Raw genomic sequence first — 22,911 nt, 5'->3', positions numbered from 1 at the left:
AGAGCGCATGCAATGGATTTAACCATTCCTCTACAATTAGAAAGTAAAACACCCATCTATATACAAATTTATGACTACATGAAACAAGAAATCTTAAAGGGAACGCTCCCTGCCGGAACACATCTCCCTTCTCACCGAAATTTAGCATTACAACTTGGTGTTAGCCGCATTACAGTCGAATCAGCTTATCAGCAGTTATCCGCGGAAGGCTATGTGGACAGTAAACCGAAGCGTGGTATATTTGTTACGGAAGTAGATGTAGATGTTATACCAAATAAACAACACGCTCCATTTTACCAATTTGAAAAAAAACAAACAGAACCGCTCTTTTTTGATTGTAGTCAAGGAAACATCGATCAAACAGCCTTTCCACTCTCAAATTGGAAAAGAGCACTACAAGAATGTTTACTCCAATATGAAAACGAATTATTTACAAAAGAAGATCCACAAGGAGAATATATACTTCGTACTCACATTGCAAAATATTTGTATCATGCTCGCGGGGTTCATTGCACACCTAACCAAATTATTATTGGTGCTGGTACACAACCCCTTCTTTGGTTACTTATTCAATTACTTGGGCAGCAAAAATCATACGCAATCGAAAATCCTGGGTTTCACCGCGTAAAAGCTATTATCCAAAGCTGCAGTCTTCCTTTTCATCCTGTTCCATTAGATGAGCAAGGAATGAACATTTCATCTCTCAATAATTGCGATGCGAATGTTGCTTATGTTACGCCTTCTCATCAATTTCCATATGGCATGATTATGCCTTTATCAAGGCGGCTTGAGTTATTAAAATGGGCTAATGATCGCTCTGGTTATATTATTGAAGACGATTATGACGGGGAATTTCGCTACGTTGGAAAACCTATTCCCTCACTGCAAGGGCTTGATACAAATGAACGTGTTATTTACATGGGAACTTTTTCAAAATCGTTTTTACCTTCCTTAAGAATGGGCTATATCGTTCTTCCTAATCATCTTTTGGAAGTCTATAAAAACTTAGGCGGCATTTTTAAACAAACTGTTTCTAAAATACAACAGCTTGCTCTTGCTAACTTCATCCAAAAAGGAGATTGGGATCGGCACTTAAACCGCGTTCGTACATTATATAAGAAAAAACATCATAAACTAGTCAAATCACTTGTGAATCAAATGGGCACTGGTGTTAATATACTTGGGGATCAATCTGGACTTCACATTGTACTACATGTTCATAACGGCATGAATGAACAAGAACTCATTCAATCAGCTGCTGAAAAACATGTAAAGCTTTACCCTCTATCCATATACGATCCAGTAAATAATTTGCAAGAAGAAGCTCATGTATTATTAGGTTTCGGAGGGATACCGATTGATGCAATCGAAACTGTTGTAACATTATTAAAAGAAGCTTGGTTTGCAAAAAAAAGCTGTTCCCTGCAGAAATAATTGCAAGGAACAGCTTTTTCACATGCCTAATCATTTGATGTTTGCCCTGAACGTGATGAGATACCTGGGCGTTTCACACCGGTTGTTTCCGTTGAATAAGAAGCTTCAATTATGGCACTTGAATCTACAGAGAGAACGAGATCTTTCATCTTTGGATAAATAAAACGGTTTGTAATACAATAGATAATTCTTTGGTGCTCTCCTAAAAAACCACCTTCTCCATGTAGATACGTAACAGAAAGTTGTAACTCCTTCATAAGAAGTTCACCAATTTCTTTATTTTTACTCGAAATAATCATGACACTCTTGCCTTGATTAATGCCATCTAATATAAAATCAATCATCTTCGTAACAATATAGAAAATTGCGAGTGAGAACATCGCTTGCTCAATTGAAAACAAAATAGCGACAAATACAAAAACAACAGCATTTACAGCAAGTAAAAATGTACTAATCGGCACTTTAAAATGTTTGTTCATCCAGACCGCTAACATTTCTGACCCGTCAATTGCACCGCCCATTTTTACAACAATTCCAACACCGATCCCAAATAATACTCCGCCGTACAATACGATTAGTAATTCAGAGGTTGTGATCGCTGGAAATGGCTTCAAATAAATTAATCCGAGGGTTGTTACAACATTTGCATAAGACGTACGAATAAAGAATTTTTTCCCCATTACTTTTGCAGTAAATAATAGAATAGGAATATTAAGTCCTAAAAACACACCATAAAGTGGTAGCCCAGCAACTTTATTTGCCATAATAGAAATGGCCGTTACCCCACCATCTACTAGTCCATTCGGTGCCAAAATCAACTCCAATGAGCCCGCTACAATAATCGATCCAATTGTTAATAATACATATTCAAATAATCTTTTCATTAATTACCCCCAAAACAGATATATTTCCTTAGTATTATCATACCTATAATTCTCTATTCTTGCAAAGAAATGGATTTATTTACACAAACCCGACACTAATTTGGAAATTTTTATATATTCTATTTCTAGGTGATATATAATGATTTTATCGAATTTTTAGAGAAAAGGAGTTTTCTTATGTTACAAAAGCTATTTACCTCTCCTATCCTATCTATAGACACGTTACACCCAGGTTATGAAGATCATGCAAGTGACGTCTGGCTCGTAAAAATAGAAACTGCAGAAGTCATCGTTCGATCTTCTAAAATGAAAACAGAACCGAACAATGATTTTTGGTGGGGATGTAAGCATCTATTCGGAATTGACCCAAGAAATGTACATACGCTAGAAACGATACACAAACAGTTGCAACAGTATACAACGCTCCCTATTCCGAAAATATTACAGAAGCATACATTAGAGCGAGAATATGTTGTGGTTGAGAAGTTAAATGGTCAAGTACTCAAATCCTTTATAGGACAATCTGATTCTGTTTTACACAATCTCGGAAAAGGTTTAGCCCAAATCCATAAATTCAAAGCAAATTTTGTAGGAAATCCGTCTGGAACTTTTCAAATTCCACTTCATAAGTTTCATCAACATATCATCGATGTAAGCAAACAACTTGTGGAGATGTTTCACTCTAATAATTCTAAAATTAATGACTCATTCGAAGTTTTCCAGTCACAACTTCATACACTACCGGTACCTCAGGAAACGACGCTCATTTTAATCGATATGGATCCAACTCAATTTTTAACAGATGGTGTAGTAATTACTGGATTAGTAGATACAGAAGCTTATGCAGTTGCGCCAAGAGAACTTGATTTTATCGGATTAGAATATGTATTTACAGAGAAAGAGGCCAACGCTTTCAGGAAAGGTTACGAGACAATTATGCCTATCCCTAATTTAGAACAATGCAGAGCACCGTACCGATATTTATATCGATTATTATCCGTTCAAGGAAATGTGGATTTAGAGGAATGGCTACAACACCCCGCCTTTTTCTAAAATACTCTTAAGGAGATTACAATATGCAGATTCAAAAAAAGAAACGATTATCAATGACTGAAATTCAGCACATTATAGATTTAGCTCATATTTGTAAACGAAACGATGGCGTCGATTATCCATCAGATTTACATGTTAATATTCTTAAAAGCCGAAAAAAAGATCAGGTAAACGATTTTCTTTTTTATAACAATGAACAATTAATCGGTGTGTTAAACATGTATGAATTTGAAAGACCGACGAAACTTGAATTCACAGGATTTGTCCACCCTCATTTCAGAAAACAAAAAGTAGGAACTACTCTTTTACAAACGGCCATGGAAGAAATACAACAACGAGATGTTGATGAAGTCTTGCTCATCATAAACGGGGCATCAACCTCTGGAAAAGAATTTGCCGAACAAGCTAACTTACCATACTTATACAGCGAGTACGGTATGGAGTTTCAGTTAGATACACAACAAACGACTATACAAAAACATACGATTGAGCTTATCCCTGTATCGACTGCGACATTTCTTACTCTTTTGGAAATATCTAGTAAATCTTTTGGCGATTCATTGACAAACACATCCTCCTGGTTACAAAAAATAATGTCTTCTCCTACTCACAAAGTATATATTTCTCTCATCCATAAACAGCCAATTGGGACCATTACAGTAAATAAACAAAACGGATTTACTTCCTTATCCGGATTTGCTGTTCATCCTTCTTATCAAGGAAAAGGATATGGAAAAAGCATTTTGCAGTACATCGTACATCAGCTATTAACTGAGGGAAGAACGAAGATTGAATTAGAGGTTGAAACTAAAAACGATAATGCTCTAAAACTTTATAAACAGTGTGGTTTTGAGATTACAACAAGGTATGATTATTATGATTTACTAAATTGAACTACCCCCACCTTCACTTCGTTTAGAGGAGGGGGTCTTCTCGGTTAAAATGAATTAGTAAAGGACTGAATCTTAGCGATTCAGTCCTTTACTAATTCATTTGTTTCTTAATATATTCACAACAGTAGTCGTTTCATCATTTTCTTTATATACGCGTGGAATTCTTCGATCAAGCATACAAGTCACTTCATAGTTAATTGTACCTAATGTATCCGCGATTTCTTCTACAGAAATTTCTTCCTCACCTTGTCTACCGTAGAAAACAACTTCATCTCCTACTTGTACAGGCATTGCTTTTGTAACATCTAACATTAACTGGTCCATACAAACGCGCCCAAGAACTGGTACACGAATTCCATTAATTAACGCATGCCCCTTATTCGACAGCTGACGGTTATACCCATCTGCATAACCAATTGGAACAGTCGCAATCCATTCTTCTCCTGTTGTTACATACGTATTCCCATAACTTACACCACGATTTTTTTTCGCGTGCTTAATATGAGCCACTTTCGACTTCAATGATAGTGTTGGCTGTAAAGAAACAACTGTATGATCTACTTCTTTCGAAGGATACATACCATAAATCCCGATTCCAACACGAACCATATTTTGAAATGTATTGCTTAGCTCCATTGATCCAGCACTGTTTGAACTATGGATATACGGAAGATGAATATCCATTCCCTTCGCTGTATTTACAGCTTTCTCAAATAAACTCGTTTGCATATTTGTATATATTTTATTAATTTCATCAGCTGTAGAGTAATGTGTAAACATACCTTCTATTTCTATATATTTCATATTTTTTAGTTCTTCTAAAAATGGCGCAACCTCTTCTTCTTGTAAACCAATGCGACTCATTCCTGTATCTATTTTCACTTGAATATGCGCTTTCTTTTCAAGTTGCTTAGCAATTTCATTGATACCTTTTAGATCCTCTATTCTATATACCGTCATCATAATATCATACCCAATAGCATCTTTAGCAACTTCCACTGGTGTATAACCTAAAACTAAAATCGGCACAGTAACTCCTGCTTCGCGTAGTTCGATTCCTTCATCTACAAAAGCAACAGCAAGTTGATTCACTCCTGCCTCAATTGCCGCTTTTGCGACTTCAACCGCCCCGTGTCCATACCCATTTGCTTTTACCGCTGCCATCATTGCAATATTTTTATCATTCACACGTTTTTTAAATTCTCTTACATTATGTTTTACAGCATCTAAGTTAACTTCAACAATTGTATCTCTTCCATATCTCGAACTCATGGGTCTAAACTCCTAACTCAATAATTGCTTTCCATTCTATTTCTCGTTTAATTATGACCTTTTACAATATAATACTTTTCATTTTCCTAGTCAAACTACTAGAATTTTCGGAATTTTGAATATGGATTAATACTCCTAAGACACTATTATATACGGAGATGAGGAGAATTACAATGTTTGTTCAAGCTGCATGAATCGATTTTAAGCCTCATCAAAAATAGATTGATTGTTAATGAAAAGAGAAGAAATCAATCCTACGAAGAGTATTAAGCCTAGTAAAACAAAAGTCTGAGAATATCCACCAATATCCATAAGATAAATAGAGATAACAGGTCCTATACTTGTTCCTAAAAATAAAATGAAAGTATAAATTGAAACTGCTATTCCCCTTGATTTCCCACCTAACTCTCCGACAAGAGTGACCAATGCCGGGACAGATAAAGCAATTCCGACAACAAAACATACGCTCATGATTATAAGAAAAGGAAGACTAGAAATAACCCCCAATGAGATTAAACTAAGAATGGCTATTAATAATCCTCCCTGAAGAACCTGCTTAACACCAAATCTCATTGTTAGACGCCCTGCAAGTGGTGAAAGCAACATTCCAAATAATCCAGCTAAGCGAACGTAGAGAATTTGATCTGCATGTAACTGAAAGTTAGACGAACTTAAATAGTTTCCTAAAACAGTATACATATTTACAAAAGCCATTAATAAGACAAATGCAATCATATAGCTTAATACTAAGTTTTTTTGCGTGAAGACCTTACCCATTTGTTTCACTGGTCCTAATATATCCGTGTATGATTGAGACGACTCTCCTCTTGGAAGAGAATAATAGATCCATAAAGCAGTAACCATATATACGCTACTAAGAAGAAAAAACACCATATGCCATCCAAAATACTGACTAATTACAGTACTCATAACTTGACCTACAATTCCTGCTACTAAAAAACCAGTGCTAACAAATCCTATGGTTGTAACTTTCTTTTCTACCGGAAACGATTCTACAACGTAAGCTAACGCTACTGGGGAGAAAGTAGCTGCCGCTATACCTTGTAACCCACGTAGCACAACAAGCCAAGATAGACTATTGACTAAGCCTAATAAGAAGGAAATAATCGCTAATCCAATTAACCCCATCAGAATGACGTTCTTTCGACCATATTTATCAGATATCGCACCAAATAGCAAACAACCAATCGCAAAACCGAGTGAAAACATACTACCAGTAATTGCAGATTGCGTTAATGAAACATGAAAAAAATCTGCGAATATCGGAATCAATGGAATTGTAACATAAAGACTTGACATAACTGCCATACCCGACCAGCATAAAACAGCTGTCATTAACGCATAATTCTTTATAGAATTCACTTCTTTTGAAATTTGCAACTTGAATCCTCCTCTTTAGTAAAGTTGTCATTTAAATTCATACTGTTTACATTCCGCGCCTCAAAAGTGCCTAAAATAAAATCATAAAAAATTATTGCTTTTTACGTCCTCTACTTAACTTAACCCTTTTCAACTCCTTTACCGAAAATACAATATTGATTTAATTATTTCATCACCTCCTCTCATTTTGTTAGCCACACATATAGTTAGGTAACCTAACTATATAACCAAATAAATAAGTCGATTTTTATAATCAACTTATTTACCTACCTTCTCCCACTTTCAATCGCATGTTTATTTGCATCTTATTTAATAATTTCTCTAATATTTGACGTTCTTCTTGATTAAAATCTTCCACCAATGATGCACACGAAGACCAAAAAGTTGGTAAGGAAAGAAAAACAAGTTCTTTTCCTTTCGGAGTAATCTTCACCTTTAATCTTCTGCGATCTTCAGCATGGTGGTACCTTACAATTAATGCGCGTTTTTCCATCCAATCTAATAATCCAGTGACTGAAGCGCGCGTAATTCCTAAGCGGTTTGCAATAGCTGAAGGACTCATACTAGCTTCTTCCTCATTCAATTCAATTTCACGTAAAATAAATAACAATAAAAAATCTAATTTACTTTCAGAAATTCCAAGTGGCGCTAAATCCAGATCAACTGCATCCAAAACATCATCAGATGTCCATAGCATCAGTAAACCAAGTTTTGCTGCGATTGGGTCCGTGTCTGCTGATGCTGTCGTTTTTATCAACTTTGCATAAGGTTCTATCCCTAAAGGATGAGAATCGTTTTTTGAAGTCATTGCTCCCAGTTTCTCCTTTTTTCAATATCATTCTCCAAAGTAATTAGTTTGACTAACTACTTTTTCATTATACTCATTTTTTCTATTTTATTGCAAGAACATCCTTATAAAAATTCACTATAATTTAGACACCTTATCCAAGTTAGATGAAGCGTATCACGATCTAACTCTCTTACTTTCGCGCTACAAACAAAAAGTAATTCCTATTAAAAATAAGAATTACTTTTACTCAACAACACTATTTTTCTTCCACACTACCTTTTACCTTTCCTCCAACACCCCAATGCGAACCCGGAATCTCATTTACTAGTACACGCACACGTTCAACATCTACATCCAAACTTTTTGCAACTGCATCTGTAACATTTGAAATGAGATTTTGAATCTGCTCCTGTTTTCTACCCTCAATAACTTGAATTTGTACAATTGGCATATCCATCTCTCGCTTTACTCTTTATTCACAAAACATCGATACACTACCCAACCCTTCAAACTGCGCAATAATAGCGTCACCAGTTTTGAAAGCAACCGCTTCAGATAATGCCCCACTTAGCACAATATCACCTTTTTTTAACCCTTCATTTTGTAATCCAAGTTTATTTACCGCCCAAGCAATTGCCGTTGCCGGATGTCCAAGTACAGCTGCCCCTGTACCAGTTGTCGCCGTTTTACCGTTTTTCGACATAACCATTCCAACATTAGCTAAGTCTATTTCCTGAGCGTTAATCCATTTGCTTCCTAATAGAAATTTTGAGGATGAACAATTATCTGCAATTACATCAGGCAATGTAAATTTAAAATTCAAATAACGACTATCAATAATTTCCAAAGCTGGCGTAACATATTTTGTTGCCTTTAATACATCATCCGCTGTAACGCTAGTACCTTGTAAATCATCTCCCATTAAAAAGGCAATCTCTGGTTCTACTTTTGGATGAATCAACGTTTCATACTGCACAGGTTCCCATTCAAACGCTAACATATCATGTAATAAATAACCGTAAATTGCTTCCTCAATCCCCATCATTTGTTGTTTCGCTTTACTCGTTAACCCAAGCTTTACACCAACTCGTTTGGATCCTTCTTTCATCTTTTGTTCAACTAATTGTTTTTGCAATATGTAAGCATCTTCTACTGTTAAATCCGGATACTGATCTGTTACCTTTACTACTTCTTTTCGTTCCCTCTCCGCCTGAAGTAAATATTCAATAATCTCTGAATCCGCTCCTTTAACTAAAGCCATATTTTACACCCCCGTTTTTATCTTTGCTAATTCAGTTGCTACATCTAAAATCATATCTTCTTGCCCACCAACTACTTTTCTCTTGCCAAGTTCTATTAAAATATCACGAGCATCTACACCAAATCTATGAGCAGCTCTCTCAGCATGTAGTAAAAAGCTAGAATATACACCAGCGTATCCCATGACAAGACTACCTTTTTGAATTTCTTGTGGCCCTGGTAACAGCGGTGCAACAATATCCTCTGCCAAATCCATCATTTTATACAAATCTACATCTAGCGTATATCCCATCCGATCCAATACAGCTAACAATACCTCTGTTTGCGCGTTCCCAGCTCCAGCTCCAAGGCAGCGGACGCTTCCATCAATTCGGGTTGCTCCTTCTTCAATTGCAGTAATCGTATTCGCTACTGCAACAGAAAGGTTATTGTGGCCATGAAAGCCGATTTCGATATTTAGAGATTGACGTAATGCCTGGATACGTTCACGTACTTCACGAGGCAATAAAGCTCCAGCTGAATCTGTTACATAGACAGCTTGTGCCCCATAACTTTCCATAAGTTTTGCTTGTTCTACCAATTTCTGTATCGGTGCCGAATGTGCCATCATTAAAAAACCACACACTTCCATACCCAATTCTCGTGCAAAATGAATATGTTGAGCGGAAACATCCGCTTCCGTTACGTGGGTTGCTACACGAACAAGTCTTGCTCCAATGCTTTCTGCTTGTTTTAATTCATGGACAGTGCCAATACCAGGAATAAGTAACACAGCTACTTTTGACTGTCTACATTCTTCCACTGCCGCTTCAATGAGTTTCATTTCATCTACTAACGATTTTCCATATTGCAAAGTGGAACCACCTAATCCATCCCCATGACTAACTTCAACATAATGCATACCAGCCTCATCTAACGACCTAGTTACAGACCGAACTTGTTCCTCTGTAAATTGATGCCTCATTACATGACTTCCATCACGCAAACAAACCTCAGTTATTTTGATTGGCATATCACTATTTCTTTTCACTCATCACACCTCGCTTCTGCTCTCCAATTATTCGAGATGCAAATCCTTCACCAACTTTTAATGCCGCTGCTGTCATAATATCTAAATTACCAGCATACGGCGGAAAGTAATCTCCGGCTCCTTCTACCTCTAAAAATACAGTCACACGGTTCCCATCAAACATCGGTTCCTGTTTTAAAGAATATCCTGGAACGTATGACCTAACTACTTCAACCATCTTACAAATTGCTTGCCCAATAATGAATTCATCCATATGCTTAACTTCGCAATATACTGTATCTCTCATTAAAATAGGAGGATCCGCAGGATTTAATATAATAAGTGCTTTCCCACAGTCTGCTCCCCCAACCTCTTCAATCCCACGCTTTGTTGTAATCGTAAATTCATCAATATTTGCCCGTGTACCTGGACCTGCACTTAAACTAGAAATCGTAGCAACTATCTCCGCATACGCAACGTCCGCTACTTCATTGATTGCATGAACAATTGGAATTGTTGCCTGCCCACCACATGTAATCATATTGACATTTCGCATTTCTACATGAGTAGCATCTTGTATAGCTGGACAAACAAATGGGCCACATGCTGCAGGGGTCAAGTCAATCACTAGCTTCCCTAACTCTCTTAAGACTTCCGCGTGACGAATATGAGCTTTGGCTGAAGTTGCATCAAATATAATATCCGCTATGCTAGGATTCTCAATAATTGCTTGTATACCATTATCAAAAATCTCATATCCTTCTTCCTTCGCTCGCCTTAATCCATCTGATTCAGAATCTATCCCTATCATGGCAGTCATTTCAATTACTTCACTTCTTCTTAATTTATACATTAAATCCGTACCGATATTTCCGGAGCCTATAATAGCCGCCTTCACTTTCCCCACATATATCCCCTCCTTTTCACACAACTATAAAACTATACAAATTTAATAGAAACCGAACCAAGAGATCCGAAATCGGCTTGAATTACATCATTACATTGAACTGAAACAGCGCCCGATAATGCACCTGGCAAAATTAATTCCCCTGCCTTCAATGAAATATGAAATTCACTAAGTTTATTCGCTAGCCAAGCAACCGCTTGTGCAGGATGTCCTAATGCCGCTGCTCCTGCTCCAGTAGCAATTAAACTATTATTTTTATAGAGCGCCATTCCAGCCGTACGCAAATCTACTTCAGATACATTGGACATCTTTTCACCAACAACTACTTTTGCAGAAGAACCATTATCTGCTACTGTATCGACAAGCTTAATCTTCCAATCTGCAATACGACTATCAATAATTTCAAGTGTAGGTACAATATATTTCGTTGCCATTAGCACATCTACATATGTAATATTAGGTCCACTTAAATCCTCAGCTAAAACAAATCCAATTTCCGCTTCTACTTTTGGAGATACAAACGAATCTACCGAGATTACACTTCCACTTTCTACTTTCATATCATCTAGTAAATGTCCGTAATCTGGTTCATCTACCCCAAGCATTTGCTGCATTGCACTACTCGTAAGTCCAACTTTCTTCCCAATCACTGTGCGGCCTTGTCTTAACTTTCGTCCCACTACTTCGAGCTGAATGTTATACGAATCTAAAACTGATAGATTTGAATACCTTTCCGTGAAAGGCGAAATTGGTCTACACGTTTGTTCTGCCTGTATAAGTTCATCTGCTAATTCCTTTATTAACACTTGCATTTATCTCACCTCATTTTTAAAATCTATATTTAGAACACATCAGTGGAAATACCATTCCACTGATGGAAGTTTCACTTTATAATTTCATCGTAACTGTCTTTGCTTCTGTATAAAATTCAAAACTATGGCGTCCACCTTCTCGGCCAATACCACTTGCCTTAGAACCACCAAATGGAGTACGTAAATCTCGCACATACCAACAGTTAATCCATAATAATCCCGAATCAATTTGCGAAACAACTCGTTGTGCTCTTCTAAGATCATTTGTCCAAACAACTCCCGCTAAACCATAAATAGAATCATTTGCGATACGAATTGCATCTTCTTCTGTTTTAAATGGTATAACAACTAAAACTGGACCAAAAATCTCTTCTTGAGCTACACGCATACGATTATCGACATCATATAATATAGTCGGTTCATAAAAGTTCCCTTGTGCTAAACTCTCGATTCTTTTTCCGCCGTGGGCTAATTTTGCTCCTTCTGAAAGACCTATTTCCACGTACTGATCAACTGTTTCTAGATGTGATTTCGAAACAAGCGCTCCCATATCTGTATCTTCATCAAGAGGGTCTCCCACTTTTATGTTTTTCACCGCTTTTACAAATTTCTCTAGAAACTGTTCATATACGCTTTCCTGTACAAGTAATCTTGAACCAGCTAAACAAATTTCTCCTTGATTCCGATAAATTGCTTCAATCGACCCTTCTACCGCTTCATCTAAGTCAGCATCTTCAAATACAATGTTTGCTGATTTTCCGCCTAATTCTAATGAAACTGGTATTAAGTTTTCTGAAGCATTCCGCATAATTGTTTTCCCTGTATTACTTTCCCCCACAAATGAAATACGTCTTACAGACGAGTGCGTCGTCATTTTCGTTCCTATCGTACTTCCTGGCCCTGTAATAATATTCAGTACACCTGGAGGTAGCCCGGCCTCATTCGCAATTTCACCAAGCATGACTGCACTTAGCGGCGTGTAAGATGCTGGTTTCACAACTACTGTATTACCAGCGGCTAGTGCAGCTGACGCCTTCCACGTCATCTGCATAAATGGCAAATTCCAAGGAATAATTAAGCTCGTTACTCCTGCTGGTGCGTATTTTGCATATGACATAAAGTTATGCTTATCATAATGTTCATGTACTATATACTTTGCCATCTCGGCAAAGAAACGAAAATTATGTGCAGAACGCGGAATATCAAAACCACGACTTTCTTTTATTGGCTTTCCGACATCAAGTGTCTCTATATACGCTAATTCATCTACTTTTTGCATAATCAAATCTGACATTTTGCATAAAATAGCTGAGCGCTCTTCCACAGGCATTTTACTCCAGATACCACTTGTGAATGTACGCCCCGCTACGTCTATTGCTCGCTTAGTATCCTCTTCATTTGCTTGTGCAACAGAGGCAAGTTTTCTATTTGTCGATGGATTGAACGTATCGAACGTTTCGCCGGACATCGCATCGACATATTGACCATCAATAAATAACTTCGCATCTTTTACTTTCATTTTTTCAGCTAATAGTTCTTTATTCACACTCTTTACCTCCTACTCTACAATTTCTAAAACCATCTCGATTTCAATTGTTGTATTATTCGGTAGTTGAGCCATTCCAACAGCGGAACGAGCATGCTTTCCCTTTTCACCAAAAACATCTACTAATAAATCGGATGCACCGTTCATCACTTTTGGCTGATCAATAAAATCTTCTGTACTATTTACAAATCCAAGTAACTTCACAAATCGTTTCACCTTATTTAAATCACCGAGTTCATTCTTTACAACGCTTAATAAGTTCAACATAGACTGCCTAGCTGCCTTATATCCATCTTCTATTGATACATCTTTACCTAATTTCCCATGGTACTGGTCAACACCTTGTCCAGCAGTAAACAATAAGTTTCCGACCCTTACACAACTTACATAATTACCTACCGCTGGACGAATAGCTGGTAGTGTGAGTCCCATTTCATTTAATTTACTCTCTGGTGTTTGTACTCTCTGCATATACTACACCTCTTTTTTTCATATCAATATTTAAGAAACTCGCTGCATTTCCACCAAGCATAGCTTCCTTTTGCTCCTCTGATAAATCAAGTGTCTCGTCAATTACTTTACCTGGCTGAATTTCTCGTAGTAAAAACGGATAATCCGACCCCATAAAAATCTTTTCATGTCCAAATCGCTCTATCATATATTTAAGGTTGATAGGATCATAGTTTAGAGAATCGAAGTAAAATTTCTTTGCGTAATGGCTCGGAGGATATGTAGTTAATCTCAGATGTGGCCATACTTGCCACCCTTGATCTAATCGCGGCAAAATATATGGAAAAGAACCTCCACCATGAGCAAAGCAAATTTTTAACCTAGGAAACTTCTCCATTATCCCGCTCCATATAAGTGTGGCTGCGGCAAGAGCCGTTTCACTTGGCATTCCAACTGTATACATAAAATTATGATGTGGCATTCTATCACGCCCTAATGTTTCCCATGGATGAATAAAAATTGGGACTTGCCATTTTTCAGCCATCTGGAAAAACTCAATAAATGAAGGATCATCTAAATTTTTCCCATTGACATTCGTGCCAATTTCAATTCCATGTAAGTTTAATTCTGTTATGCATCGCTCCATCTCACGAACTGCCGTTTCTCCATCTTGCATCGGTACTGTCCCTAACCCAACAAAACGATCTGGATATGCCAATACTGTTTCTGCAATAAAATCGTTTTGAATACGCGCCATTGCTTCAGCTTCTTCTGGTTTTGCCCAATAGGAAAATGTAACAGGAATTGGTGATAATACTTGTATATCAACACCTTCACGGTTCATATCTTCAATTCTTTTCTCCGGACACCATACTTGATCTGTCACATCGCGAAAGTTTTTCCCACCAACCATAATCGCAGCACCACATGTACAAGTGCGATTTAATATCGGCCAACGTCCACCACCAAATTTCTCCTCAAAATCCGGAAATGTTTCAGGAATAATATGTGTATGAAAATCTATTCGCACTTCCATTCCTCCACTTCTTCTGGCATAATATGTCCGCAGTTTTTACACGCACGAATTTCTTTATTTGAATTAAAACTATGAATCGCTTCTTTCACTTGTTTTTCAATATCGGTTAATTGAACCCGTACGCGATGCATTTCATGATTACACTCATCACAGAACCAAACAAAATCTTCAAGTTCTCCTTGGTTACGTTTCCTTTCAATTACTAATCCATATGTGTCTGCAACGCGGTGCGGTGAATGTGGCACCATAGCTGGTAACATAAACACATCTCCTTCTTTCACTGTAACAACTTCACGTTTCCCTTCTTCCGTAATACATTCCACATAACATTCGCCTTTTATTTGATAAAAGAATTCATCTGAAGGATCAACATGAAAATCACGTCTTCTATTTGGCCCTCCTAAAATCATGGCAATAAACTCTGAGTCTTGCCAAATTACCTTGTTATTTACCGGTGGTTTCAATAACTCTTTATTTTCATCAATCCATTTTAGTAAATTAAAAGATTGTAATGTTTTTGACATGTTTTTTCCTCCTTATAATTCATTCGCTTATATTGTTTTAAGAGGCCATCCTAATAAGGATTGAGACCATTGTAATTCTCCTTGAAATAAGTGATTCCGTATCCTCGTTGATGAAATTCGTTCACCTTCTTCGCAGCAAACCTCTTCGACGATAGAAACATCAAAGTATTTCATCAGTAGCTCTATATCACCCTCGCGATTTTTTCCAAATCGAAAATCTTCTCCGACATAAATTTCAATTGGGCATAATCTTTGTAATTCTTGAATAAAGTAACTAGCCCTTCTCGTTACATACAACTCATCAAAACGAATAACAATTACATGTTCAACACCGAGCTCCTGAAATCGATTTAACTTCTCATTAATTGGCGTTAGCACTTGTGCTCCCTGAAAATAAGAACGTGGTGGCGGATCAAATGTATACACGACATTTGGAATCTGTAGCTCTTTCCCTTTCTCCACCGCGTTTCTAATAACGGTCTGATGTCCTTTATGCACACCATCAAAAGCACCAATAGAAACAATCGATTTTTCCAATTCAGGTACACTATAATCATGTATATAAATGATTCTCACCTCTCTTTTACAGTTATGATTAAATGTCTAAATAACCAAATTCCTTTGAAATTAAATTTGCAGTATTCATCACACTTCGAATCATGACTTGACGATTGCTTCCTTGCATATACGTTTTCGGACCAACAATATTAAGAGCCGCAATGGTTCTCCCGGTGTAAGAACGAATAGGAGCCGCAATGCCATATAATCCATGTTCATTTTCGTTATCACTTATGGAATAACCTTGCTTACGAATTGTCTGTAACTCTTCTTGAAATCTCTTCATACAAGTAATTGTATTTGGTGCTCGAGGCAGCAGCCCATTTTCTGAAGTATACTCTAAAGAAGAAGGGTTAAATGAAAGAAGAACTTTTCCTGTACTTGTGCAGTATGCAGGTTTTCTTGATCCGACATGAGTTGATATTTGAACAGAATCCTTTGATGAAATTTTCAAAATAAATACAACATCTCCACGGTCAAACATACCGATATGCACCGTCCCATTAAATTTCCTTACAAGTTCTTCAACGATTGGAATCGCCCCGCTATAAATCTCTTGTTGAAACATCACTTGATTGCCCCACTCCAACAATTTCCATCCCAGTCGATATTTTCTCTGCTCATCTCGAATTAACATTCCTTCTTCACACAATGTACGGACAAGATGGTGAACTGTACTCGGGTTCATATTTAATTTTGCAGCAATTTCAGAATTTCCTAACACCGGCTCACCACTCGTAAAACAATTTAGAATTTTACAAATTTTACTGATAGATGCTATCACAATAACTTACCTCCTCTATTCCAGTTACATATTTTCCGGTTCATATATAGCTAAAACATGTAAGAAGATTTACATCCTAACAGTAAAATTCTTGTTATCTATTTGCCACTCCTTCCTTTTTTATTTTAAAATGTAAGCGCGATCATTTTATTGTCACCTTAATGAATTTCCAGATAATTCCGTTCGCAAGGCACTGTCCACAAGTGACAGCGATTGTTGTTTTTTGTACGCATTATAAAACATGCCCATTTTTCTCACTGGATCACCCGAATAATAACGCTCATATTGTAATAGGCGTTGTCCAAACGCTTCACCGCATAAGTCCCAAGCTAATTTAAATAATCGAACGCGTTCCTCAGAAGATACTCCTTCACGCCCGATATAATATTTATACATATCCTCTTGAATCTCTGGATTCATAAAGTCGGCACCTGTTGGCGACATTAGTAGGCCACCAGCCCCAATGGTTTGAATAATTTCAATAGCACGTGGATACATTTTAGGTAATAAGCTACGTATTGTATCAAGCGGTAGTCTCGCAGGAACAGCTTCACCATATGCATTCGTTTCATACTCATATTCTGCTACTTGCAAGAGTGCACGGATTGTTTCTACATCTTGTATTAATTCTGCTAACTGATTTTGTACATTTAAAAAGCCGTCTACTCCAATTGAATCTGCTAGTTTTATAGCCACTTCTGCTGCAAAAGAAAGTTTCACTAATCCTCTTACTCCTGATTGATGTGCTGGTTGATGACCAATTCCTGTTTTTGGATACAGCTGATTTCCAGCCTCTACACTTTGATAGATAAACACTTTATCCCACGGAATAAACACATTATGAAATACAAGTAGTGCATCCATTTCTTCAAACCTTGATGCAAGTGGATGATCAAACAAGGATCGTTTTCCATCTTGCATTGGCTCGCGACAAAGGATCCTTAAACCCGGTGCATCAATAGGAACTGCAAAAGAAATTGCATGACGTTCATCACCCGGCTTAAAACTTGGATAAGAATAAATGATTACCTCATCTGTAATTGGTGCAAGTGTCGCTAACATCTTAGCTCCACTTACATACATTCCCTCTTCTGTTTCGTTCACTACACCTAAATGCATCGTTGCATCTTCTTGCTGATGTGAGGCTTTACTTCGATCATTTTGTGGATTGATAATCGCATGTGTTAAAAACAAATCTTGATCACGTATATGTTTATAATAATTTTTTATATTAGTCCCCCATGAGGAATCAAATTTTTCAAAAAACCATGCATTGCTCGCCATTGAAGTAACTGTAACATTTAAAAAATCTGGTGTTCTGCCCATTAAACCAAATGTAGCCTTTGCCCATACTTCAAACAATTCGCGGCGTGCTTTTAAGTCCTCATAATTTTTTGGCACTAAAAATGCATTCGAAACCCGCTCTCCTGTCTCTTCGCATATATGGGTAATCTTGTCCTGATACTCTGGATCGTGCTGCATATCATATAATTTAGCAATTTGTAAAATCGGTTCCCGAAAAACATCTTCATTCACAACATCGGTTATTCTTCTTCCACCAATCCAAATTTCAGGATTTCTTGCCTTTAATCCTTCAATATACTGAGCCCCTGTTCGAATCGCCATTTTTACCCCTCCAATATATACATTTTGAAGTTTACTATACAAATAAGTTTAGAAATTCTGTCACCCTTTAAAATTGACAGAATTTTAAATTATTATAAACCAATCTCAACTCAAAACTACTGCCTTATTTCACATTATGAAATTCTAGTAAAATTTTTAAGGGACATGTAAAAAAGGAACAGTTCCCTGTTCCTTTCACATCATTCATTCACCTTCTCCGCATCCCAATAATATTTACTAAACGCTTCAGTTAACACATCAATTGTGTTATATAGCTCTTCTAAAGTATTATCAATGCCACCAACTTCGATAAGCATGGCATTTTTCGATAAATCTTGATTATAGACTCCATTTCCATCCTTTTTATACTTTGGAAAAATCCCTCTACTTAACCCATAATAGTTTTCATCTAAATACGAATTTATCGCTCTTGCAATCTTTTCATTATCAGAACGCCCTGCATTTTCCATCCCTATTATAAAATATAACCTCGCATAGGATTTGCCATTAATCACTTTTGTCGTAACATTCTTCCGCTGATCGTCCCTGTGAATATCAATTGGAAACATAATCTTATCATTTTGTGCCAAGGCTTCTTTCACATATCCATGAGATGCGGTATATGCTTGATACCATTTCCATTTCTTATTCGCCAATAAATCACCCATGTTTGTTTTGTCATGAAGAACCGGTATTCCCTGCCCTTCCAACTGTTCTTTTAGACGCTCTCCCAAAAGCGAGACATTTACATCCGGACTTGATGGACTCTTCGCCCCAGGTAACAATGGATAAAAGGACTCCCAACTATGCGTGTGATAAATATATACAGCTTTTTCACCTTTTGCATCGTTTTTATTTTTTTGTACAGGATTCTTTTTGTCTGCTTCTGTGACTTTATCTTTCGCTACTTCCCGTTCTTTCGTTACCTCTTCAATCGGTACACTAGATTCATTCGGAATATTCGTATAGTCCGTTCCTTCTCCAGCTACGATAATATTAGAATAGTACTTTGACATCCCCGGTACTTCTTTGCCAACGAACGTTCGTAAATCATGTATTTTCAGATCTGTTGTGATAGAAAACAATAAATTCCCAACAGACTCTCGTTTATTTGTTTTAAAATAATCCGATGCAAAATAACGATTTTCACTCTCAAACATTCGAATAAATCCTTGCATTGATACTTTTCCAAACCACTGACTCGCATAATAAGATTTCATAGTATGTAAAAGCGAGGTCACAATAGACGCCGCCACTATCACTACAAATACATATGATAAGATTAAAAATAGAAATTTCTTTCCATGTATACGAGTTGCATACTTTTTCAATGTATCACCTTCTTTATCATTTTAGGTGAGAAGCCCCCACCTCAAGGAACGTGAAGGGCACAGACCAATGAGTAAGTGGTGGTAGTTCAAACATGGATATGTACAAGCTTTATGTAATATATATTTACTAGACTTTTAAATTAGACCTTACATACTAGAATTCCATTTTCAATTTGTGTTGCACCCAAGTTTAAGTGTAAGTTAAAAATAATGTCTTTTCTTACCTAGCCTCACTTAGAACAAATATAAATGATATACAAATCTTCAAAATATCTACAGCCCGTTTTGTACAATCCTCCCTAATTGAACTATCCCCACCTTCACTTCGTTTAGAGAAGGGGATCTTCTCGGTTAAAATGATAAAAAAAGAGAAATGGCAGCTCATTTCTCTCTCATTAGTTATTGTTCTTTCGATGTATCCGACGAAGGTGATTTCTTCGCTTGTTTTTCTTTAAAAATTTCACCGATTGCACCAAGTGTGCCAAGTGTTTCAATTGCATTAGATGGGATGAAGATCTTATTTGCTGGTCCTTTTGCTACTTCAGCTAACGATTCAAATGATTTATAAGCAAGAACGCGTTCATCTAAGTCCGCTGCACGTATTAATTCGATTCGGTTTTGTTCTGCTTTCGCAATCGTTTCAATTGCTCTTGCTTCCCCTTGTGCTTCTAATTCTTTCGCTTCTCGTATACCTTCTGCTTCGCGAATACGCGCTTCTTTATCCCCTTCAGCCATCAAGATTTTACTTTGTTTTTCCCCTTCAGCACGAAGAACTTTATCTTGTTTAGCCGCTTCTGCTTCTAGAATAATCGCACGCTTATTACGCTCTGCTTTCATTTGTTTTTCCATGGATACCTGCACATCTTTTGGTGGATTAATATCAACAACTTCCACACGTTCAATACGAACGCCCCACTTCTCTGTTGCTTCGTCAAGAGCTAGACGAATTTCTGTTGAAATCTTTTCACGCCCTGATAATGTTTCATCCAGCTCCATCTTACCAATGATTTGACGCATTGTTGCAGATGTAATATTACGAACACCATATTCATAGTTAGAAATACCATATGTCGCAAGTTCCGGTTCAACGATTTGATAGAAAATTATTGTATCAATTTCTACCTGTACGTTATCTTTCGTAATTACCTTTTGTGGTGGCACATTTGTTTGTTGAATACGTAAATCATGGTATACACGTATACGATCTACAATTGGGATTATTAGATTTAACCCTGGCTGCATGATGCGTTGGAATTTACCAAATCTTTCAACCACACCTACCTTTTGTTGGGGCATGATTTTAATTGTTAACGCGATAAATACAATGACAATTAATGCAAAAATAATCGTTAATGTTAATGCTACCATTTTTATTCACTCTCCCTTTTCACATATAAAACAGTGCTGCTCCTCTTTATAACAATGACTCTTTCCCCAGTAGAAATGGGAACATCTGAAATAGCAGTCCAAGTATCGCCATCCACTTTCACGATCCCATTCCCTTCACTTGTAATCGCTTGCAGGATAATTCCTTTTTTACCAGCTAATTTATCGACAGTATCGATAAATCCTTTTGCCTCTCGAAAATTTTTAGAGATTCGTTTCGTAAAGAAAGTCAATGTTAAACTTACAATTGCTCCTACAACAACTTGTAAAAATAGTGCATCTGGAGCAAACAATGCAATAAGACCTCCGACAACCGCTCCAATTCCAAGCCATAACATGTAAAAGGTAATCGATAACATTTCTGCTATAAATAAAATACCGGCTATAATAAACCAAACTACCCATCCAGCCATATGTAACCCTCACTTTCTTTTTTATTTTCTATATGTATATGAAAAAAAGAATTGTTTATCACGTCCTCCTAATTAAGGCGAGACGTTTCATCGGAAGCTACGATACATATTCACTGTTATAATGAGTATTATTAAAATAGTATATTAATATATTCTTTATTATACATGAAAATCCCTGTATAAAAGTTACAAAAAATAAAATTCTTTCAAAAATTTATTCCACGAATTATGATTACTATAAAGAAATATGTATTATTCTTTGAGTGGAGGTACCAATATTGCACCAACAATCGCTATCCTTTTATTGGTTTTCTAAAATGTGCATCACTCTTGCTGAAGTTGTTTACATAATGATTCTTACTACTCATATTTATATAACAACCAAATCAGCTACTATCACAGCTCTTTTTCCATTATTACGAGTTATTACAAGTTTTATTGCGAGTACATCCGCACCACTTTTAATGAACCGTTTTCCATCTTATTCATTGCTCTTTACATTGCAAGGCGTTAAGACTTTCTTTTTTATTCTTTTAACTGCATTATTTCCCTTACTATCATCTAACATCATTGCCCTTCTTGCTTTTATTATTCTCATTTCATTATGCGAAGGTTGGAGTTCTCCTTTATTATACGCTGTTATTCCACGTCTAACATCACAAGAAAAGTTAGTAAAAGTAAATAGTGTCTTTTCCTTTTCAACACAAATTGTTCAAGCAGCTGCTTATTCATTCACAAGTGTAGTGGTCTTATTGATTGGTGCCACTTCTACACTTATGATAAACAACGTATTAATGATTTTGGGGTGTATTGCATTATATGTTTCATTGCGCGCTATACAAACTGAACAAACAATAGAGAAATCCTCTTCCAAATCAGCTGTATTAATAGAAGGATGGAAACTTTTATTTCAGCATCCCTCCCTCCGTATAGTTACATATATGGACTTAATTGAAACTTTTGCTGGAACGATATGGATTGGTGGTATTACTATGGCTTACGTAACGACTGTTCTTCATAGAGGAGCAGAATGGTGGGGTTATATCAACACAAGCTATTATTTCGGAACATTAATTGGTGGGCTATTAGCATGGCGAATGAGTACATATATTCAAAATAACTTAATACGCTCAATGGCCTTAGGATCACTTCTATTTAGCGTGCTTACTTTCTTATATGGCATAACAAGCAACGGATTTATTGCACTGTTTCTTTGTGTTCTAATGGGACCTTCCTATCAAATTCGAGATATTTCCCAAACAACCGTTTTACAATCAAGCGTACCACCATCTCTATTATCAAGAATGTATACAGCTCACGGTACACTTACTTCGGCTGTTTCAGGACTTTCTATGCTATGCGTTGGTATTATTACCGATATGTTCGGTGTCCGTACTATATATATCATTGCTGCTTTTCTAATTTTTTGTTCTGCTTGTTTATCTTTTATTTTGTTAAAACATACAAAACAGCAAGAAAAAGACGTTTCTCTTTAAGTTCACAGAATGCAAAAAGGATAGGTTACCCTATCCTTTTTGCATT

At 36.7% G+C, this 22,911-nt stretch carries 23 protein-coding genes; 4 read left to right on the top strand and 19 right to left on the bottom strand.

Annotated elements, in window-relative coordinates:
- The first annotated feature begins 12 nt into the window (after positions 1 to 12).
- Positions 13 to 1,434 (top strand): MocR-like pyridoxine biosynthesis transcription factor PdxR, encoded by a 1,422-nt coding sequence (gene pdxR, locus JDS96_RS04515; RefSeq protein WP_199666223.1) that lies wholly within the window; start codon positions 13 to 15, stop codon positions 1,432 to 1,434.
- Positions 1,435 to 1,460: 26 nt separating this feature from the next.
- On the opposite strand, the gene JDS96_RS04510 is transcribed toward pdxR, so the two are convergent.
- The gene (locus JDS96_RS04510) at positions 1,461 to 2,318 is read right to left on the bottom strand and encodes a YitT family protein (RefSeq protein WP_199666222.1); all 858 of its coding nucleotides are present in this window, start codon (positions 2,316 to 2,318) and stop codon (positions 1,461 to 1,463) included.
- A 177-nt stretch (positions 2,319 to 2,495) separates the two neighbouring features.
- Here JDS96_RS04510 and JDS96_RS04505 point away from each other — a divergent pair, with 177 nt between their 5' ends.
- Entirely contained in the window at positions 2,496 to 3,371 is an 876-nt protein-coding gene (locus tag JDS96_RS04505; RefSeq protein ID WP_199666221.1) for a nitrate reductase, read from the top strand.
- A gap of 23 nt (positions 3,372 to 3,394) precedes the next feature.
- The gene (locus JDS96_RS04500; protein WP_199666219.1) at positions 3,395 to 4,264 is read left to right on the top strand and encodes a GNAT family N-acetyltransferase; all 870 of its coding nucleotides are present in this window, start codon (positions 3,395 to 3,397) and stop codon (positions 4,262 to 4,264) included.
- A gap of 96 nt (positions 4,265 to 4,360) precedes the next feature.
- Here the strand turns inward: JDS96_RS04500 and alr are convergent, their stop codons facing one another.
- The 18 genes from alr to JDS96_RS04410 all read right to left on the bottom strand — a co-directional run bounded on the left by alr (position 4,361) and on the right by JDS96_RS04410 (position 21,369).
- Complete coding sequence (alr, locus tag JDS96_RS04495; RefSeq protein ID WP_199666217.1) at positions 4,361 to 5,536, bottom strand: alanine racemase; 1,176 nt, start codon at positions 5,534 to 5,536, stop codon at positions 4,361 to 4,363.
- A 201-nt stretch (positions 5,537 to 5,737) separates the two neighbouring features.
- The gene (locus JDS96_RS04490; RefSeq protein WP_199666215.1) at positions 5,738 to 6,937 is read right to left on the bottom strand and encodes an MFS transporter; all 1,200 of its coding nucleotides are present in this window, start codon (positions 6,935 to 6,937) and stop codon (positions 5,738 to 5,740) included.
- Between the two features lie 262 nt (positions 6,938 to 7,199).
- Positions 7,200 to 7,745, bottom strand: a complete 546-nt coding sequence (locus tag JDS96_RS04485) for a MarR family winged helix-turn-helix transcriptional regulator (RefSeq protein ID WP_003197200.1) — start codon at positions 7,743 to 7,745, stop codon at positions 7,200 to 7,202.
- 238 nt (positions 7,746 to 7,983) lie between these two features.
- On the bottom strand, positions 7,984 to 8,184 hold the full coding sequence (locus JDS96_RS04480; protein ID WP_003197197.1) for a 4-oxalocrotonate tautomerase: 201 nt from the start codon (positions 8,182 to 8,184) through the stop codon (positions 7,984 to 7,986).
- 15 nt (positions 8,185 to 8,199) lie between these two features.
- The gene (locus JDS96_RS04475) at positions 8,200 to 8,988 is read right to left on the bottom strand and encodes a 2-keto-4-pentenoate hydratase (protein WP_003197195.1); all 789 of its coding nucleotides are present in this window, start codon (positions 8,986 to 8,988) and stop codon (positions 8,200 to 8,202) included.
- Between the two features lie 3 nt (positions 8,989 to 8,991).
- Positions 8,992 to 10,017 carry a 4-hydroxy-2-oxovalerate aldolase gene (gene dmpG, locus JDS96_RS04470; protein WP_199666213.1) on the bottom strand — a complete coding sequence of 342 codons (1,026 nt, stop codon included), beginning with the start codon at positions 10,015 to 10,017 and terminating at the stop codon, positions 8,992 to 8,994.
- On the bottom strand, positions 10,004 to 10,903 hold the full coding sequence (locus tag JDS96_RS04465; protein WP_018781313.1) for an acetaldehyde dehydrogenase (acetylating): 900 nt from the start codon (positions 10,901 to 10,903) through the stop codon (positions 10,004 to 10,006). The genes dmpG and JDS96_RS04465 overlap by 14 nt, the downstream gene beginning before the upstream one ends.
- Before the next feature lie 32 nt (positions 10,904 to 10,935).
- Positions 10,936 to 11,715 carry a 2-keto-4-pentenoate hydratase gene (locus JDS96_RS04460; RefSeq protein ID WP_003197188.1) on the bottom strand — a complete coding sequence of 260 codons (780 nt, stop codon included), beginning with the start codon at positions 11,713 to 11,715 and terminating at the stop codon, positions 10,936 to 10,938.
- Positions 11,716 to 11,791: 76 nt separating this feature from the next.
- A complete protein-coding gene (locus JDS96_RS04455) occupies positions 11,792 to 13,261 on the bottom strand; it encodes an aldehyde dehydrogenase (RefSeq protein ID WP_199666211.1) in 1,470 nt (489 codons plus the stop codon).
- A 12-nt stretch (positions 13,262 to 13,273) separates the two neighbouring features.
- A complete protein-coding gene (locus tag JDS96_RS04450) occupies positions 13,274 to 13,732 on the bottom strand; it encodes a RidA family protein (protein ID WP_199666209.1) in 459 nt (152 codons plus the stop codon).
- Complete coding sequence (locus tag JDS96_RS04445; protein WP_033794804.1) at positions 13,704 to 14,747, bottom strand: amidohydrolase family protein; 1,044 nt, start codon at positions 14,745 to 14,747, stop codon at positions 13,704 to 13,706. Before JDS96_RS04445 ends, JDS96_RS04450 begins: the two co-directional genes overlap by 29 nt.
- Positions 14,732 to 15,271: a 3-hydroxyanthranilate 3,4-dioxygenase gene (gene nbaC, locus JDS96_RS04440; protein ID WP_003197181.1), complete on the bottom strand. Its 540-nt coding sequence runs from the start codon at positions 15,269 to 15,271 to the stop codon at positions 14,732 to 14,734. Before nbaC ends, JDS96_RS04445 begins: the two co-directional genes overlap by 16 nt.
- A gap of 27 nt (positions 15,272 to 15,298) precedes the next feature.
- Positions 15,299 to 15,847 carry an FAD synthetase family protein gene (locus tag JDS96_RS04435; protein WP_199666207.1) on the bottom strand — a complete coding sequence of 183 codons (549 nt, stop codon included), beginning with the start codon at positions 15,845 to 15,847 and terminating at the stop codon, positions 15,299 to 15,301.
- A 19-nt stretch (positions 15,848 to 15,866) separates the two neighbouring features.
- Positions 15,867 to 16,613: an IclR family transcriptional regulator gene (locus JDS96_RS04430; RefSeq protein WP_016114611.1), complete on the bottom strand. Its 747-nt coding sequence runs from the start codon at positions 16,611 to 16,613 to the stop codon at positions 15,867 to 15,869.
- A gap of 153 nt (positions 16,614 to 16,766) precedes the next feature.
- On the bottom strand, positions 16,767 to 18,239 hold the full coding sequence (locus JDS96_RS04425) for a 4-hydroxyphenylacetate 3-hydroxylase family protein (protein WP_018765489.1): 1,473 nt from the start codon (positions 18,237 to 18,239) through the stop codon (positions 16,767 to 16,769).
- A 200-nt stretch (positions 18,240 to 18,439) separates the two neighbouring features.
- Complete coding sequence (gene spoIIP / locus JDS96_RS04420) at positions 18,440 to 19,570, bottom strand: stage II sporulation protein P (RefSeq protein WP_199666206.1); 1,131 nt, start codon at positions 19,568 to 19,570, stop codon at positions 18,440 to 18,442.
- A gap of 399 nt (positions 19,571 to 19,969) precedes the next feature.
- Positions 19,970 to 20,938, bottom strand: coding sequence for an SPFH domain-containing protein (locus tag JDS96_RS04415; protein WP_006094625.1), 969 nt, complete (start codon positions 20,936 to 20,938; stop codon positions 19,970 to 19,972).
- A gap of 2 nt (positions 20,939 to 20,940) precedes the next feature.
- On the bottom strand, positions 20,941 to 21,369 hold the full coding sequence (locus tag JDS96_RS04410) for an NfeD family protein (RefSeq protein ID WP_003197168.1): 429 nt from the start codon (positions 21,367 to 21,369) through the stop codon (positions 20,941 to 20,943).
- A gap of 317 nt (positions 21,370 to 21,686) precedes the next feature.
- Here JDS96_RS04410 and JDS96_RS04405 point away from each other — a divergent pair, with 317 nt between their 5' ends.
- On the top strand, positions 21,687 to 22,865 hold the full coding sequence (locus JDS96_RS04405; protein ID WP_374220980.1) for an MFS transporter: 1,179 nt from the start codon (positions 21,687 to 21,689) through the stop codon (positions 22,863 to 22,865).
- Positions 22,866 to 22,911 lie beyond the last annotated feature (46 nt).

Source organism: Bacillus cereus group sp. N21, from assembly GCF_016483395.1.
GTDB lineage: Bacteria > Bacillota > Bacilli > Bacillales > Bacillaceae_G > Bacillus_A > Bacillus_A pseudomycoides.
Note: the sequence above shows the minus strand (reverse complement) of the source record. Positions and strands in the feature narration are given on the sequence as shown.

Bases quoted from the DNA above. Each gene is read 5' to 3' on its own strand.
- pdxR (WP_199666223.1), top strand. From the start codon at position 13: ATGGATTTAACCATTCCTCTACAATTAGAAAGTAAAACACCCATCTAT.
- JDS96_RS04510 (WP_199666222.1), bottom strand. From the start codon at position 2,318: ATGAAAAGATTATTTGAATATGTATTATTAACAATTGGATCGATTATT.
- JDS96_RS04505 (WP_199666221.1), top strand. From the start codon at position 2,496: ATGTTACAAAAGCTATTTACCTCTCCTATCCTATCTATAGACACGTTA.
- JDS96_RS04500 (WP_199666219.1), top strand. From the start codon at position 3,395: ATGCAGATTCAAAAAAAGAAACGATTATCAATGACTGAAATTCAGCAC.
- alr (WP_199666217.1), bottom strand. From the start codon at position 5,536: ATGAGTTCGAGATATGGAAGAGATACAATTGTTGAAGTTAACTTAGAT.
- JDS96_RS04485 (WP_003197200.1), bottom strand. From the start codon at position 7,745: ATGACTTCAAAAAACGATTCTCATCCTTTAGGGATAGAACCTTATGCA.
- JDS96_RS04480 (WP_003197197.1), bottom strand. From the start codon at position 8,184: ATGGATATGCCAATTGTACAAATTCAAGTTATTGAGGGTAGAAAACAG.
- JDS96_RS04475 (WP_003197195.1), bottom strand. From the start codon at position 8,988: ATGGCTTTAGTTAAAGGAGCGGATTCAGAGATTATTGAATATTTACTT.
- JDS96_RS04460 (WP_003197188.1), bottom strand. From the start codon at position 11,715: ATGCAAGTGTTAATAAAGGAATTAGCAGATGAACTTATACAGGCAGAA.
- JDS96_RS04450 (WP_199666209.1), bottom strand. From the start codon at position 13,732: ATGCAGAGAGTACAAACACCAGAGAGTAAATTAAATGAAATGGGACTC.
- JDS96_RS04445 (WP_033794804.1), bottom strand. From the start codon at position 14,747: ATGGAAGTGCGAATAGATTTTCATACACATATTATTCCTGAAACATTT.
- nbaC (WP_003197181.1), bottom strand. From the start codon at position 15,271: ATGTCAAAAACATTACAATCTTTTAATTTACTAAAATGGATTGATGAA.
- JDS96_RS04425 (WP_018765489.1), bottom strand. From the start codon at position 18,239: ATGGCGATTCGAACAGGGGCTCAGTATATTGAAGGATTAAAGGCAAGA.
- JDS96_RS04415 (WP_006094625.1), bottom strand. From the start codon at position 20,938: ATGGTAGCATTAACATTAACGATTATTTTTGCATTAATTGTCATTGTA.
- JDS96_RS04410 (WP_003197168.1), bottom strand. From the start codon at position 21,369: ATGGCTGGATGGGTAGTTTGGTTTATTATAGCCGGTATTTTATTTATA.
- JDS96_RS04405 (WP_374220980.1), top strand. From the start codon at position 21,687: ATGTGCATCACTCTTGCTGAAGTTGTTTACATAATGATTCTTACTACT.